The organism is Pseudomonas paraversuta (assembly GCF_904067025.1).
In the GTDB taxonomy this organism is placed as follows: Bacteria; Pseudomonadota; Gammaproteobacteria; order Pseudomonadales; family Pseudomonadaceae; genus Aquipseudomonas; species Aquipseudomonas paraversuta.
Map to the genome: position 1 here is coordinate 3,877,264 of NZ_CAJFDA010000001.1, position 14,152 is coordinate 3,891,415.

Genomic DNA, 14,152 nt, shown 5'->3' on the forward strand with positions numbered 1-14,152 from the left:
CTCCCACGGGGTATTAGCGCCTACAAAAACAGTGTGGGAGCTGGCTTGCCAGCGATGGCTTCGGGGCGATTAACGGGGCCGATCAGGCAGGCTTCACCCGCTCCGAGGGCCGCCGCACGCCCGCCACGATCTTGTCCACGGCCTTGGTGGCCGCGACCATGCCAAAAGTGGCCGTCACCATCATCACCGCGCCAAATCCACCGGCGCAATCAAGCTTGACCCCGTCACCCACAAAGCTTTTCTGCAGGCAAATGCTGCCGTCAGGCTTCGGATAGCGCAGCTGCTCGGTGGAAAATACGCAAGGCACGCTGTAATGACGAGTCATGGTGCGCGAGAAGCCATAATCGCGGCGCAAGGTCGAACGCACTTTTGAAGCCAGCGGATCATTGAAGGTGCGGTTCAAATCGCAGACTTGGATCAGCGTCGGGTCAATCTGCCCCCCCGCACCACCGGTAGTGATAATCTGGATCTTGCGCCGCTTGCACCAGGCAATCAGCGCTGCCTTGGCATTCACGCTATCGATACAGTCAATCACGCAATCGATATCGGGGGTGATGTATTCGGCCATGGTTTCGCGAGTCACGAAGTCAGCCACTGCATGCACCTTGCAGTCAGGATTGATCTGACGCAGACGCTCGGCCATCACTTCCACCTTGTCTCGACCAATGGTCGTGCTCAAGGCGTGTAACTGGCGATTGCTGTTGCTGACGCACACGTCATCCAGATCAAACAGCGAGATTTCGCCTACGCCACAACGGGCAATGGCTTCTGCCGCCCACGACCCGACACCGCCCACACCGACGATTGCTACATGGGCCGCGCGCAGCCGCTCCAGGCCTTCTATGCCATATAACCGGGCTACACCGGCAAACCGTGGATCTTCTGTACTCATGACCATCACCCTGAAACCGGCGCGCATTATAGGGGCATGACCCGGGGTTTTGTATCTTTCCTGGAGGCTGCGCGACCAAGCCTGCTTTAATACCTGGAGGTACAACGAGGCAAGAGCTGCGAATAATAATGCAAGAACTTAAATCGGCCGCCGCTGCCAAACGCCGGACCTGATTCCGTGCGCTGTACGGTAGGTCAGAGCGCGGTGTAGGATGCGCGCCGCTTGGTAACTGCCGAACGATCTTCGTTCCACTCCCTTTGGAACCCGAAATAGTTATGTCATCGCGTAAATTTGGACTCAACCTGGTGGTGGTGCTGGCCATCGCCGCCCTGTTCACCGGCTTCTGGGCGCTGATCAATCGCCCGGTTTCTGCGCCTAACTGGCCCGAGCAAATCTCGGGCTTTTCGTACTCGCCGTTTCAGCAAGGCCAGTACCCGCAGAAAGACCAGTACCCGACCGACGACGAAATGCGTCGCGATCTGGAAATCATCAGCAAGCTGACCGACAACATCCGGACTTACTCGGTCGACGGCACCCTGGGCGATATTCCCAAGTTGGCGGAAGAGTTCGGCTTGCGGGTCACCATCGGGATCTGGATCAGTCCGGACCTTGAGCGCAATGAGCGCGAAATCCAGAAAGCCATCGAACTGGCCAATAACTCGCGCAGCGTAGTGCGGGTTGTGGTGGGTAACGAAGCCCTGTTCCGTGAAGAGATCACCCCGGAAGACTTGATCGTGTTGCTGGACCGGGTGCGGGCAGCCGTCAAGGTGCCGGTCACCACCTCCGAGCAGTGGCATATCTGGGAGAAATACCCGCAACTGGCCAAGCACGTTGACCTGATCGCTGCGCACATTTTGCCGTACTGGGAATTTATCCCCGTGGACAAGGCCGGCGAGTTCGTCCTGGACCGTGCCCGCGACCTGAAAAAAATGTTCCCGAAAAAACCGCTGCTGCTCTCGGAGGTTGGCTGGCCGAGCAACGGCCGCATGCGCGGTGGCGCCGATGCGACCCCGGCCGACCAGGCCATTTACCTGCGCACATTGGTCAATACGCTTAACCGTCGCGGCTACAACTACTTTGTGATCGAAGCCTTCGACCAACCCTGGAAAGCCAGTGACGAAGGCTCGGTAGGCGCGTACTGGGGCGTGTACAACGCCGCGCGCCAGCAAAAATTCAACTTTGAAGGCCCGGTAGTGGCTATCCCGCAGTGGCGGGTACTGGCCATTGGCTCAGTAGTCATGGGCCTGCTGTCGCTGGCCTTGCTGCTGATCGACGGTTCCGCCCTGCGTCAGCGTGGCCGCACTTTCCTGACCTTCACCGCGTTCCTGTGCGGGTCGGTGCTGGTGTGGATCGGTTACGACTACAGCCAGCAATACAGCACCTGGTTCAGTCTGACCGTAGGCATCCTGCTCGGGCTCGGTGCGTTCGGGGTGTTTATCGTACTGCTGACCGAGGCCCATGAACTGGCCGAGGCCGTATGGATTCGCAAGCGGCGGCGCGAGTTTCTGCCGGTTGAACACGAGGACGCCTACCGGCCAAAAGTGTCGATCCACGTGCCGTGCTACAACGAGCCGCCAGAGATGGTCAAACAGACCCTCGATGCACTGGCGAACCTCGACTACCCGGACTTCGAAGTGTTGATTATCGACAACAACACCAAGGATCCGGCGGTCTGGGAGCCGGTGCGCGACTACTGTGCAACCCTTGGCCCGCGCTTCAAGTTCTTCCATGTTGCCCCGCTGGCCGGCTTCAAGGGCGGCGCGCTGAACTATCTGATCCCGCACACCGCGCCGGATGCCGAAGTGATTGCCGTGATCGACTCCGATTACTGTGTCGATCGCAACTGGCTCAAGCACATGGTGCCGCACTTTGCCGATCCGAAAATCGCCATCGTGCAGTCGCCCCAGGACTACCGTGATCAGAACGAAAGCACCTTCAAGAAGCTCTGCTACTCGGAGTACAAGGGCTTCTTCCATATCGGCATGGTCACCCGCAATGACCGCGACGCGATCATTCAGCACGGCACCATGACCATGACCCGGCGTTCCGTGCTCGAGGAGCTTGGCTGGGCAGACTGGTGTATCTGTGAAGATGCCGAATTGGGTCTGCGCGTGTTCGAAAAAGGCTATTCCGCTGCCTATTCCCACAATAGCTACGGCAAAGGGCTGATGCCCGACACCTTTATCGACTTCAAGAAACAGCGCTTCCGCTGGGCCTACGGTGCGATTCAGATTATCAAGCGTCACGCCTCCAGCCTGCTGCGCGGCAAAGATACGCAATTGACCCGTGGCCAGCGTTATCACTTCCTCGCGGGCTGGTTGCCGTGGGTAGCCGACGGCATGAACATCTTCTTCACCGTGGGCGCCCTGCTGTGGTCGGCGGCGATGATCATTGTGCCGACGCGGGTTGATCCGCCGCTGCTGATTTTCGCCATCCCGCCATTGGCCCTGTTTGTGTTCAAGGTAGGCAAGATCATCTTCCTGTACCGCCGCGCCGTGGGGGTCAACCTCAAGGACGCGTTTGCCGCGGCCCTGGCAGGTCTGGCCCTGTCCCATACCATCGCCAAAGCGGTGCTGTACGGATTTTTCACCACCAGCATTCCGTTCTTCCGCACCCCGAAAAACGCCGACAATCACGGATTCTGGGTCGCCATCTCGGAAGCCCGTGAAGAGGTGTTCATCATGCTGCTGCTCTGGGGCGCGGCACTGGGGATCTTCCTGGTCCAGGGCCTGCCGAGCAACGACATGCGTTTCTGGGTGGTCATGCTGCTGGTGCAGTCGCTGCCGTATCTGGCGGCGCTGATCATGGCCTTCTTGTCTTCACTGCCCAAACCGGTGGAAGCGCCAGAAGAGCACCCGGCCGTATAAATTGACTGCAACCACTAAACGGCGGCCTCTGGTCGCCGTTTTGCTTTAAGATAACCGCCCTTTTGTGCCCTGCCACGCTCAGCTTCGGAGTCCACCCCATGACGGCCCACGCCGACCTTTCGCCGACCCTGCAACTTGCCTGCGATTTGATCCGTCGCCCTTCAGTGACCCCGATCGATGCCGATTGCCAGAAGCTGATGATGCAGCGCCTGGGTGATGCCGGCTTCAAGCTGGAACCCATGCGCATCGAAGACGTAGACAACTTCTGGGCCACCCACGGTAAAAACGAAGGCCCGGTGCTGTGCTTCGCTGGCCATACCGATGTGGTGCCCACCGGCCCGGTGCAGGCCTGGCAAAACGACCCATTCGACGCCTTGATCGACGAGCACGGCATGCTCTGCGGCCGTGGCGCTGCCGACATGAAAGGCAGTCTTGCTTCCATGCTGGTTGCCGCCGAACGCTTCGTCGCCGACTACCCGGACCACAAGGGTTCGGTGGCGTTTCTGATCACCAGTGACGAAGAAGGCCCGGCCCATCACGGCACCAAGGCCGTGATCGAGCGTTTCAAGGCCCGCAATGAGCGTCTGGACTGGTGCATCGTCGGTGAGCCGTCGAGCACCACTCTGGTGGGCGACGTGGTTAAAAACGGCCGTCGCGGCTCCCTGGGCGCCAAACTCACCGTGCGCGGGGTACAGGGTCATGTGGCCTACCCGCATCTGGCCAAAAACCCGATTCACCTGGCCGTGCCCGCACTGACCGAACTGGCCGCCGAGCATTGGGATAACGGCAACGCCTTCTTCCCGCCAACCAGCTTCCAGATCTCCAACCTGAACTCCGGCACCGGCGCCACCAACGTGATTCCCGGCGATCTGGTGGCGGTGTTCAACTTCCGGTTCTCCACCGAGTCCACTGTTGAAGGGCTGCAAAAGCGTGTCGCAGACATCCTCGACAAGCACGGCCTGGACTGGCACATCGATTGGGCGCTGTCCGGCCTGCCGTTCCTGACCGAGCCGGGCGCACTGCTGGATGCGGTGTCGTCGAGCATCAAACAGGTGACCGGCCGCGAAACCAAAGCCTCCACCAGCGGCGGCACCTCGGACGGACGCTTCATCGCGACCCTGGGTACCCAAGTGGTTGAACTGGGCCCGGTTAACGCGACCATCCATCAGGTCAACGAGCGGGTTCTGGCCAGCGATCTCGACGTGCTGACCGAAATCTACTACCAGACCCTGATCAGGTTGCTTGCCTGATGCTTGCCTGCCCTATCTGTTCGCAACCCCTCAGCGCAGTCGACAATGGCGTGGCCTGCCCGACGGGCCATCGCTTTGACCGCGCCCGTCAGGGTTACCTGAACCTGTTGCCCGTGCAGCACAAAAACAGCCGCGACCCTGGCGACAACCAGGCCATGGTTGAAGCCCGTCGCGATTTCCTCAACGCGGGTCACTACGCGCCTGTGGCCAAGCGACTGGCTGAACTGGCCGCCGAACGCGCCCCCCAGCGCTGGCTCGACATCGGTTGCGGCGAGGGTTACTACACCGCGCAAATCGCCGAGGCGCTGCCCAACGCCGACGGCTACGCGCTGGACATCTCCCGCGAAGCCGTCAAGCGTGCCTGCAAGCGCAACCCGCACCTGACCTGGTTGATCGCCAGCATGGCCCGGGTGCCACTGGCCGATGCCAGCTGCCAGTTTCTGGCCAGCGTGTTCAGCCCGCTGGACTGGCTTGAAGCCAAACGCCTGCTCAGCCCCGGCGGCGGCCTGATGCGCGTAGGCCCGACCCGCGGGCACCTGATGGAGCTGCGTGAACGGCTGTACGACGAAGTACGCGACTACGCTGACGACAAACACCTGGCGCTGGTGCCTGAAGGCATGCAGTTGCAGCACAGTGAAACCCTGGAGTTCGTGCTCAGCCTGAGTGAACCCAAGGACCGCGCCAACCTGCTGGCCATGACCCCCCATGGCTGGCGTGCCAGTGCCGAACGTCGGGCCCAGGTCATCGACCACCCGCAGCCTTTAGTGGTCACTGTGTCGATGCGCTACGATTACTTCATTCTTCAATAACCCACTTTACGGCCAGGGGCAGCCGCCCCTGGCCCGACTAATCCGCGAATGGATTTTTCAGATACGCAGTGAGGACATCCATGCGCCAGCCCGATATTGAGATTTACCTGAAAGAAGCCAAAGCCGGTCATGAACACGTCGTTACATGGCTTAGCGAGGCCCTGGGCCCCTGCACCCCCTGGGTGAAGAAAGGCCAGGTGTGGAAATGCACCGCCGGCGACATACCTGTGACCTGGATGCCAAATGCCGTCGGCAAATGGAACAGCCTGTTTCTGGACAGCGATAAAACCCCGTGGGATGACGACATTGCCTGCGCCCAGGCCGCTTTCAAAGCGCTGAACGTCGAAGTGCGTTGCGCACCGGGCACGTGGGAAGAGGAACAGGGCGAAGCTGACGCTGATCGCTGGATTCGTGTCAGCGAAGACGGTCAGGAAGAAATCACCTGGAAAACCGGGGCCTGAAGTGAAACATGTAGCCGCTGACACAGGCTGCGACGGGGTGCGCAGCACCCCTGCTGTTCGAAGGGCCGGCGGCCCTTATCGCAGCCTGCGACAGCGGCTACAGGGCCTGCCTACAACCCCACCACATCCTCAGCCTGCAAGCCCTTGTCACCCTTGACCTGGGTGTATTCGACCTGCTGTCCCTCGGCCAGGGAACGATGCCCCTCGCCGCGAATGGCACGGTAATGCACGAACACATCGGCACCATCGGCACACTGAATAAAGCCGTAGCCTTTGGCGTCGTTGAACCACTTCACACTGCCTGTTACGCGCGTACTCATGAATCATTCCCCCTTTTTATTATTGATCGGGCTCTACCATCAGCCCTTTGAGAACTTTCGCTCGAACCTGGTTTTTGCAGACTGGGTCTTGTGCAGCATGGCGAAAGACCCCCGAGTATAAGTCAGCAAAAAAAACACTCAATCAATATTAGTTCGCTGCTTTTTTGCCGATTTTCCAGAGATACGGCACACTACCGGCACGAGTAAACACTCGTTTTAATCCACTAACGCAGAAGCCGTATGACCCGCTCCCCATTCCGTCGTCTTGTATTTGGCGCGCTGCGTCGCTTGCTGTACCTGTGGGTGCGCTCGGAAACGATCAATCAGTCGTCCTTGACACTGAATCTGGATCGCAGCCGGCCGGTGTTCTACGTGCTGCAATCGCCCTCACTGACCGAACTGGCAGTGGTCGACGCCGAGTGCACCAAGGCCGGCTTGCCGCGCCCCGTGCTGCCGGTCGCCGTTGGCAGCATGATCGAGCCCGAAGCGTTCTTTTACCTGACCCCCGAGCCCGACTGGCTGGGACGTCAGGACAAGCGCGGCGCCCCTCCTGCGCTGACCCGCCTGGTAGACGCCTTGACCCTCAACCCGGGCGAGGACGCGCAAATCATCCCGGTCAGCGTGTTCTGGGGCCAGTCCCCCGACAGCGAGTCCAGCCCCTGGAAACTGCTGTTTGCCGACAGCTGGGCAGTCACCGGGCGCCTGCGCCGCTTGCTGCGCATTCTTATTTTGGGGCGCAAGACCCGCGTGCAGTTTTCCGCGCCGATTCATTTGCGCGAACTGATTGACCACAACAAGGGCCATGAGCGCACGGTACGCATGGCCCAGCGCATTTTGCGGGTGCACTTTCGCAACCTCAAAACCGCCACCATCGGCCCCGACCTGTCCCACCGCCGCAACCTGGTCAAAGGTCTGATCAAGGAGCCGGCCGTACGCCAGGCGATTGTGGATGAAGCCGAGCGCGAGAATATCTCTGCGGACAAAGCCAAAGCCCTGGCGCTGCGCTACGCCAACGAAATCGCTTCGGATTACACCTACACGGCAATCCGTTTTTTTGAAGTGATACTGAGCTGGTTCTGGAACAAGATTTACGACGGGGTCAAAATCCACAACATCGAGGGCGTGCAGAACGTGGCCCAGGGCCATGAAATCGTCTACGTGCCATGCCACCGTAGCCATATCGATTATCTGCTGCTGTCTTATCTACTGTTTCGCAACGGCCTGACTCCGCCGCACATTGCTGCCGGGATCAATCTCAATATGCCGCTGATGGGGCGCTTGCTGCGCCGTGGCGGGGCTTTTTTCATGCGCCGCACGTTCAAGGGCAACCCGCTGTACACCTCGGTGTTCAACGAATACATGCATACCCTGTTCACCAAAGGCTTCCCGGTGGAGTATTTCGTCGAAGGCGGCCGCTCGCGCACCGGGCGCATGCTGCAACCGAAAACCGGCATGCTGGCCATCACCGTCCGCAGCTTCCTGCGCTCATCGCGCATGCCGATCGTCTTTGTACCTGTGTACATCGGTTACGAGCGGGTGCTGGAGGGCCGCACCTACCTCGGAGAGCTGCGCGGGGCGAGCAAGAAAAAAGAATCGGTATTCGATATTTTCAAAGTCATCGGCGCACTCAAGAAACAGAAGTTTGGCCAGGTGGCGGTCAACTTCGGCGAGCCGATCAAACTCGCCGAGTTTCTCGATGGGGAACAACCGGGCTGGCGCCAGCAGGAACTGGCTCCGTCGTACCGGCCTGAGTGGTTGCACGGGGCTACTAACCGGCTGGGGGAGAAAGTCGCCCGGCACCTGAACGAAGCCGCAGCCATCAACCCCGTCAACCTGGTGGCGCTGGTGCTCCTGTCCACCAGCAAACTGGCGCTGGATGACCGGGCCATGGCCCGCGTGCTGGACCTGTATCTGGCCCTGCTGCGCCGCGTCCCCTATTCACCCCACACCACCGTGCCTGAAGGTGACGGTCAGGCACTGATCGAACACGTGAAAAGCATGGACCTGCTCTCCGAGCAGAGCGATGCACTGGGCAAGGTCCTGTATCTGGATGAGCAAAACGCCGTCCTGATGACTTACTACCGCAACAACGTGCTGCATATCTTTGCCCTGCCGGCGTTGCTGGCCAGCTTCTTCCAGAGCAGCTCGCGCATGACCCGCGAGCAAATCCTGCGTTACACCCACGCCCTGTATCCGTACCTGCAATCGGAACTGTTTATCCGCTGGTCCGAAGATGAGCTGGACGGCGTGGTGGATCAGTGGCTGGAGGCGTTTGTCGAACAGGGTTTGCTGCGCTTTGAAAACGCTGTGTACCTGCGCCCGGCCCCGAGCTCGCGGCATTTTGTGCTGCTGACGCTACTGTCCAGGAGCATTGCGCAAACCCTGCAGCGCTTCTACATGGCCATCTCGTTGCTGCTCAACAGCGGCCAGAACACCTTGAGCGCCGAAGAGCTGGAAGACCTGTGCACCATGATGGCCCAGCGCCTGTCGATCCTGCATGGCCTCAATGCCCCGGAGTTCTTCGACAAGAGCCTGTTCCGCCACTTTATCCAGAGCTTGCTCGAAGAAGACGTCTTGCGCCGCGACGCCAACGGTAAGTTGAGCTATCACGAGCTGCTTGGCGAACTGGCTGAAGGCGCGGCCAAACGCGTGCTGCCCGCCGAGATCCGCTTGTCGATCCGTCAGGTGGCCTTGCACCGCAGCGAAGACCCGGCAGATCAAGCGCCGCTGTCTTTGGAAAAACCGCTTAAATAAGCAAAAGCGCCTGCCAGATTGAACATTTGTCTGGCAGGCGCCCTCTCAACGCATGGCGTTAATGCCTGCCCTATGGAGCCTCCCGCATGAAAAAAGTCCTTTTACTCAGCCTGACTGCCCTGCTCGGAGCCTGCAGCTCTATGACACCTGCCCCGCAAGCCGCTCTCGATGGCGAAGTGTTTTACCTACAACGTATCGCCCTGCCGCCTGGCGCCACCCTTGAAGTGAGCCTGCAGGATGTGTCACTGGCCGACGCTCCGGCAGTCACCCTGGCCAAACAAAGCGGCCCGGTCAAAGGCCAGGTTCCGCTGCCTTTCCACCTGAGCTATGACCCGGCTGAAGTCAAACCGGGCCACACCTATGCAGTCAGTGCACGGATTGAAGATAACGGTCAGTTGTTGTTCATCACCACTGAGCGCAACAGCGTCGACCTGAATGCCAAAACCCAGCAACCGATTCGCCTGCGGGTTGATCAGGTTCAACAATAAACAGCGCATGATCCTGTAGGGGCTGGAGTTGCCTGCATCGCCGGCAAGCCAGCCCCCACTTCAACAATGCCCCCACCTCAGGCCAGGGTTAAACCTTCTTCACCCTGAACCACGCCGCATACAGCGCCGGCAAGAACAGCAGAGTCAGGGCCGTCGCCACTATCAGCCCGCCCATGATCGCTACCGCCATCGGCCCGAAGAACACGCTACGGGACAGCGGGATCATCGCCAGCACCGCGGCAAGGGCAGTCAGCACAATCGGCCGGAACCGGCGTACCGTCGCTTCGATAATCGCCTGCCAGGGGTCCATCCCTGCGGCTTTGTCCTGTTCGATCTGGTCCACCAGGATCACTGAATTGCGCATGATCATCCCGGACAGGGCAATGGTGCCCAGCATCGCAACAAAGCCGAAAGGTTTGCCGAACACCAGCAAGAACAGGGTCACCCCGATCAACCCCAGCGGCGCGGTCAAAAACACCATCACCATGCGCGAGAAGCTGCGCAGCTGCACCATCAACAGGGTCAGCACCACCACGATAAACAACGGTACACCGGCTTTCACCGAGTCCTGCCCACGGCTGGAGTCTTCAACCGTGCCGCCAACTTCCAGCAGGTAACCGTCCGGCAGCTCTGCCCGCACATCCTGCAATGTCGGCAGAATCTGCTGCACCAGCGTGGCCGGTTGTTCCTTGCCATAAATATCGGCGCGCACGGTCACGGTCGGCAAGCGGTTGCGGTGCCAGATAATGCCTTCTTCAAAGCCATATTCCAGGGTCGCTATTTGCGACAGGGCGACACTCTGACCATTGTCGGTCGGTACCGCCAGGCTCGGCAGCAATGACAGTTCGGTGCGCTCATGGGGGGTGCCGCGCAACAGGATTTCGATCAACTCGTTGTCTTCCCGGTACTGGCTGACGGAGGAGCCCAGCAAGGTGCTCTGCAGGAAGTGCGACAGGTTCGCCGTACTCACGCCCAAAGCCCGCGCCCGGTCCTGGTCGACATTGAGGTACACCACTTTGCTCGGTTCCTCCCAGTCCAGGTGAACATTGACCACGTGGGGATTCTCCCGAACCCTGGCCGCGACCTTGCGCGCCAGGGCCCGTACCTCTTCTATATGCTCGCCAGTCACCCGAAGCTGCACCGGGTATCCAACCGGCGGGCCTGTTTCAAGGCGGGTAACCCGCGAGCGAACCCCCGGAAACTGTTGATCAAGGGTCTCGATCAACCAGGTGCGCAGGGTTTCACGCTCCTCGATGCTCTTGGCCAGCACCACGAACTGGGCGAAGCTGGCCGCCGGCAACTGCTGATCCAGGGGCAAGTAAAAACGTGGCGAACCGGTCCCCACGTAAGCCACATAGTTGGCAATCCCGGGGTGATCCTTGAGCAAGCTTTCCAGATGTTTGACTTGCTCGTTGGTGTTGCTCAGCGAGACACCTTCTGCCTGTTTCAAATCGACCATCAATTCCAGGCGGCTCGAAGCCGGAAAAAACTGCTGCGGAACGAACCGGAACAGCACCACCGACCCTAAAAAAAACAGCACCGTCAGTACAATCACGGTCTTGCGCCGACGCACACACCACTCCACCAGCCGTCGTACCCGTTGATAAAACGGGGTGCCGTAGGGGTCGGGCGTCGCGCTGCCGTGTTTGGCCCCATGGATCTTCGCCAGATCCGGCAGCAGCAATGCCCCCAGATACGGCACGAACACCACCGCGGCAATCCAGGATGCCAGCAGCGCAATGGTCACCACCTGGAAGATCGAGCGGGTGTACTCACCGGTGCTCGACTGCGCCATGGCAATCGGCAGAAAACCCGCTGCCGTAATCAGGGTGCCGGTCAACATCGGGAACGCGGTGCTGGTCCAGGCAAAACTCGCCGCCTTGAGCCGGTCGTAGCCCTGCTCCATTTTGATCGCCATCATTTCCACGGCGATGATCGCGTCATCCACCAACAGCCCCAGCGCCAGCACCAGCGCACCCAGGGAGATTTTGTGCAGGCCTATGCCCAGGTAGTACATGGCGGCAAATGTCATCGCCAACACCAGCGGGATCGTCAGCGCCACCACCAGGCCGGTGCGCACCCCAAGCGAGAAGAAGCTCACCAGCAACACGATTGCCAGTGCTTCCACCAGCACCTGGACGAATTCACCGACGCTGCTTTTCACCGCCGCCGGTTGATCCGACACCTTGCTCAGTTGCATCCCGGCGGGGAGGTTTTTCTGGAGTCGTTCGAACTCTGTTTCCAGCGCCTTGCCCAGTACCAGAATATCGCCGCCGTCTTTCATCGCCACGGCCAGGCCAATGGCATCCTGCCCCATGAAGCGCATGCGCGGTGCCGGAGGATCATTAAAGCCGCGATGTACGTCCGCCACATCACTGATCCGCAAGGTGCGCTCCCCCACCCGGATCGGGAACCCCTCGATCTGTTCAACGGTTTTGAAATTGCCGCTCACGCGCAATTGAACACGCTCGGTCGGGGTCTCGAAAAAACCGGCGGTAGAGACTGCGTTCTGCTCCTTGAGGGCTTGTTGCACAGTCGCCAGCGGCAGGCCCAGAGTGGCGAGCTTGAGGTTGGAGAGTTCGATCCAGATTTTCTCGTCCTGCAGCCCCAGCAGCTCGACCTTGCCCACATCCTTGACCCGTTGCAGCTGGATCTGGATGCGGTCGGCGTAGTCTTTAAGCACCCCGTAGTCGAAGCCTTCGCCACTCAGGCTGTAGATATTGCCGAAAGTAGTGCCGAACTCATCGTTGAAAAATGGTCCCTGAATATCCGGCGGCAGGTTCTGGCGAATGTCGCTGATTTTTTTTCGGACCTGATACCACAGCTCCGGAATCCGCGCCGAAGGCATTGAGTCACGGGCCATGAAGGTCACTTGTGACTCGCCAGGTCGCGAGAACGAAACAATCCGCTCGTAATCCCCGGTTTCCATCAGCTTCTTTTCGATGCGCTCGGTCACCTGGCGCGAGACTTCCTCGGCGCTGGCACCCGGCCACAACGTGCGAATCACCATGGCCTTGAAGGTGAACGGCGGGTCTTCACTTTGCCCTAACTTGGTGTAGGAAAGCCCACCGACGATAGCGAGTAACAACATCAGAAACAGTACGATTTGACGATTGCGCAACGCCCAGGCGGAAAGGTTGAAACCCATCGGGATTACTCCTTCACCGCAACATTGATCGTTCGGTTGGAGCGATCAACCGGCCGCACTTGCTGCCCAGGATGCAACACGTGCACCCCGGCCGAGACAATCCAGTCGTCAGCCTTGAGACCTTCAAGCACCGGCACGTTTTTCTCGCCAAAGGGCCCGGTACGCACGGGAACCTGCTCCAGCTTGTTGCCCGGGCCGACACGCCAGACATAGGTCGCGCCATTTTCAGCGCTCAATGCCGACAGCGGCACCGACAACGGACTCACGCCTTCGCTTTGAATAAAGACCCGGGCACTTTGCCCCAGCTCGGCCGGCACCTTGCCGGAAGTGAAGGCGATACGGGCGGCAAAGGTCCGCGACCGGGGATCAGCCGCAGGCGACAGTTCGCGAATGCGCCCGCTGAAGCGTTGATCGGGCTGCGACCACAGTTCAACCGAAACCGGCAGGCCAATCTTGAAACGGCCGAAGGCTTGCTCCGGCAAGCTGATCAGCACTTCACGCTCGCCGTCGGCAGCCAGGGTAAACACCGTTTGCCCTGCGGCCACGACCTGGCCGACCTCAACCTGGCGCTGGGCGATCACCCCGTCCTGGGGCGCGCGCAACACGGCGTAGCTGGCCTGATTGCTGGCCACGTCCTGCTCGGCCTTGAGCTGCTGGAGCCGGGCTTCACCCGAGCGATAGAGGTTTTCGGCATTGTCGAACTGCGAACGGCTGACCATCTGCCGGTCGAGCAGGGTTTTGTAGCGGTCACGTTCCGCTCGCACCAGATTCAGGTTGGCCTGCCCCGCTGCAACCTGGGCCCGGGTCGCCTCCAGTTGCAAGCGCACATCTTGCGGGTCCAGCTCAGCCAGCGGCTGATTGGCCTTGACCCGCTCACCTTCATCCACCAGCCGCCGGGTCACTTTGCCACCAATGCGGAACGCCAGTTGCGGATCGAACCGGGCCCGGACTTCACCCGGATAGCTTTGGCTCGCCAGCGCAGAAGGCTGTGGCTGCTCCACCATTGCCGGGCTGATGCTGATTTGAGCAGGCTCTTCATGGCCGCACGCGGATAACAAAAACACCAGACACACAGGCACAGCGCGGGGCAAGGCATGGCGCAACATGGAGATGACCTTTCGCTAATAGGGCTTGGAATATTTATACTGGGCGGCATGTTATTA

Annotated in this window: 10 protein-coding genes; 6 read left to right on the forward strand and 4 right to left on the reverse strand. The window is 60.0% G+C overall.

Annotated elements, in window-relative coordinates; all coding sequences use genetic code 11:
• Window positions 1-82: 82 nt before the first annotated feature.
• Complete coding sequence (gene tcdA / locus JQ848_RS17615) at window positions 83-892, reverse strand: tRNA cyclic N6-threonylcarbamoyladenosine(37) synthase TcdA (RefSeq protein WP_003440391.1); 810 nt, start codon at window positions 890-892, stop codon at window positions 83-85.
• A 275-nt stretch (window positions 893-1,167) separates the two neighbouring features.
• Here tcdA and JQ848_RS17620 point away from each other — a divergent pair, with 275 nt between their 5' ends.
• From JQ848_RS17620 to JQ848_RS17635, 4 genes are all read left to right on the forward strand, one after another.
• Window positions 1,168-3,759 (forward strand): glycosyltransferase, encoded by a 2,592-nt coding sequence (locus JQ848_RS17620; protein ID WP_003440388.1) that lies wholly within the window; start codon window positions 1,168-1,170, stop codon window positions 3,757-3,759.
• Window positions 3,760-3,857: 98 nt separating this feature from the next.
• The gene (dapE, locus tag JQ848_RS17625; RefSeq protein ID WP_003440376.1) at window positions 3,858-5,009 is read left to right on the forward strand and encodes a succinyl-diaminopimelate desuccinylase; all 1,152 of its coding nucleotides are present in this window, start codon (window positions 3,858-3,860) and stop codon (window positions 5,007-5,009) included.
• Window positions 5,009-5,818, forward strand: a complete 810-nt coding sequence (locus tag JQ848_RS17630) for a putative RNA methyltransferase (protein ID WP_010655967.1) — start codon at window positions 5,009-5,011, stop codon at window positions 5,816-5,818. The genes dapE and JQ848_RS17630 overlap by 1 nt, the downstream gene beginning before the upstream one ends.
• Before the next feature lie 80 nt (window positions 5,819-5,898).
• On the forward strand, window positions 5,899-6,279 hold the full coding sequence (locus JQ848_RS17635; RefSeq protein ID WP_202210986.1) for a hypothetical protein: 381 nt from the start codon (window positions 5,899-5,901) through the stop codon (window positions 6,277-6,279).
• Between the two features lie 110 nt (window positions 6,280-6,389).
• Here the strand turns inward: JQ848_RS17635 and JQ848_RS17640 are convergent, their stop codons facing one another.
• Window positions 6,390-6,599 (reverse strand): cold shock domain-containing protein, encoded by a 210-nt coding sequence (locus JQ848_RS17640; RefSeq protein ID WP_003440369.1) that lies wholly within the window; start codon window positions 6,597-6,599, stop codon window positions 6,390-6,392.
• A gap of 240 nt (window positions 6,600-6,839) precedes the next feature.
• Here JQ848_RS17640 and plsB point away from each other — a divergent pair, with 240 nt between their 5' ends.
• Entirely contained in the window at window positions 6,840-9,353 is a 2,514-nt protein-coding gene (gene plsB, locus JQ848_RS17645) for a glycerol-3-phosphate 1-O-acyltransferase PlsB (RefSeq protein ID WP_003440367.1), read from the forward strand.
• Window positions 9,354-9,439: 86 nt separating this feature from the next.
• A complete protein-coding gene (locus tag JQ848_RS17650) occupies window positions 9,440-9,841 on the forward strand; it encodes a YbaY family lipoprotein (RefSeq protein ID WP_003440366.1) in 402 nt (133 codons plus the stop codon).
• Window positions 9,842-9,929: 88 nt separating this feature from the next.
• Here the strand turns inward: JQ848_RS17650 and JQ848_RS17655 are convergent, their stop codons facing one another.
• Both JQ848_RS17655 and JQ848_RS17660 read right to left on the reverse strand, forming a co-directional pair.
• On the reverse strand, window positions 9,930-12,989 hold the full coding sequence (locus JQ848_RS17655) for an efflux RND transporter permease subunit (protein ID WP_202210987.1): 3,060 nt from the start codon (window positions 12,987-12,989) through the stop codon (window positions 9,930-9,932).
• A gap of 5 nt (window positions 12,990-12,994) precedes the next feature.
• A complete protein-coding gene (locus JQ848_RS17660) occupies window positions 12,995-14,095 on the reverse strand; it encodes an efflux RND transporter periplasmic adaptor subunit (protein WP_003440361.1) in 1,101 nt (366 codons plus the stop codon).
• Window positions 14,096-14,152: the final 57 nt, after the last annotated feature.

Bases quoted from the DNA above. Each gene is read 5' to 3' on its own strand.
- JQ848_RS17630 (WP_010655967.1), top strand. From the start codon at position 5,009: ATGCTTGCCTGCCCTATCTGTTCGCAACCCCTCAGCGCAGTCGACAAT.
- JQ848_RS17620 (WP_003440388.1), top strand. From the start codon at position 1,168: ATGTCATCGCGTAAATTTGGACTCAACCTGGTGGTGGTGCTGGCCATC.
- JQ848_RS17650 (WP_003440366.1), top strand. From the start codon at position 9,440: ATGAAAAAAGTCCTTTTACTCAGCCTGACTGCCCTGCTCGGAGCCTGC.
- plsB (WP_003440367.1), top strand. From the start codon at position 6,840: ATGACCCGCTCCCCATTCCGTCGTCTTGTATTTGGCGCGCTGCGTCGC.
- JQ848_RS17660 (WP_003440361.1), bottom strand. From the start codon at position 14,095: ATGTTGCGCCATGCCTTGCCCCGCGCTGTGCCTGTGTGTCTGGTGTTT.
- tcdA (WP_003440391.1), bottom strand. From the start codon at position 892: ATGAGTACAGAAGATCCACGGTTTGCCGGTGTAGCCCGGTTATATGGC.
- JQ848_RS17655 (WP_202210987.1), bottom strand. From the start codon at position 12,989: ATGGGTTTCAACCTTTCCGCCTGGGCGTTGCGCAATCGTCAAATCGTA.
- JQ848_RS17635 (WP_202210986.1), top strand. From the start codon at position 5,899: ATGCGCCAGCCCGATATTGAGATTTACCTGAAAGAAGCCAAAGCCGGT.
- JQ848_RS17640 (WP_003440369.1), bottom strand. From the start codon at position 6,599: ATGAGTACGCGCGTAACAGGCAGTGTGAAGTGGTTCAACGACGCCAAA.
- dapE (WP_003440376.1), top strand. From the start codon at position 3,858: ATGACGGCCCACGCCGACCTTTCGCCGACCCTGCAACTTGCCTGCGAT.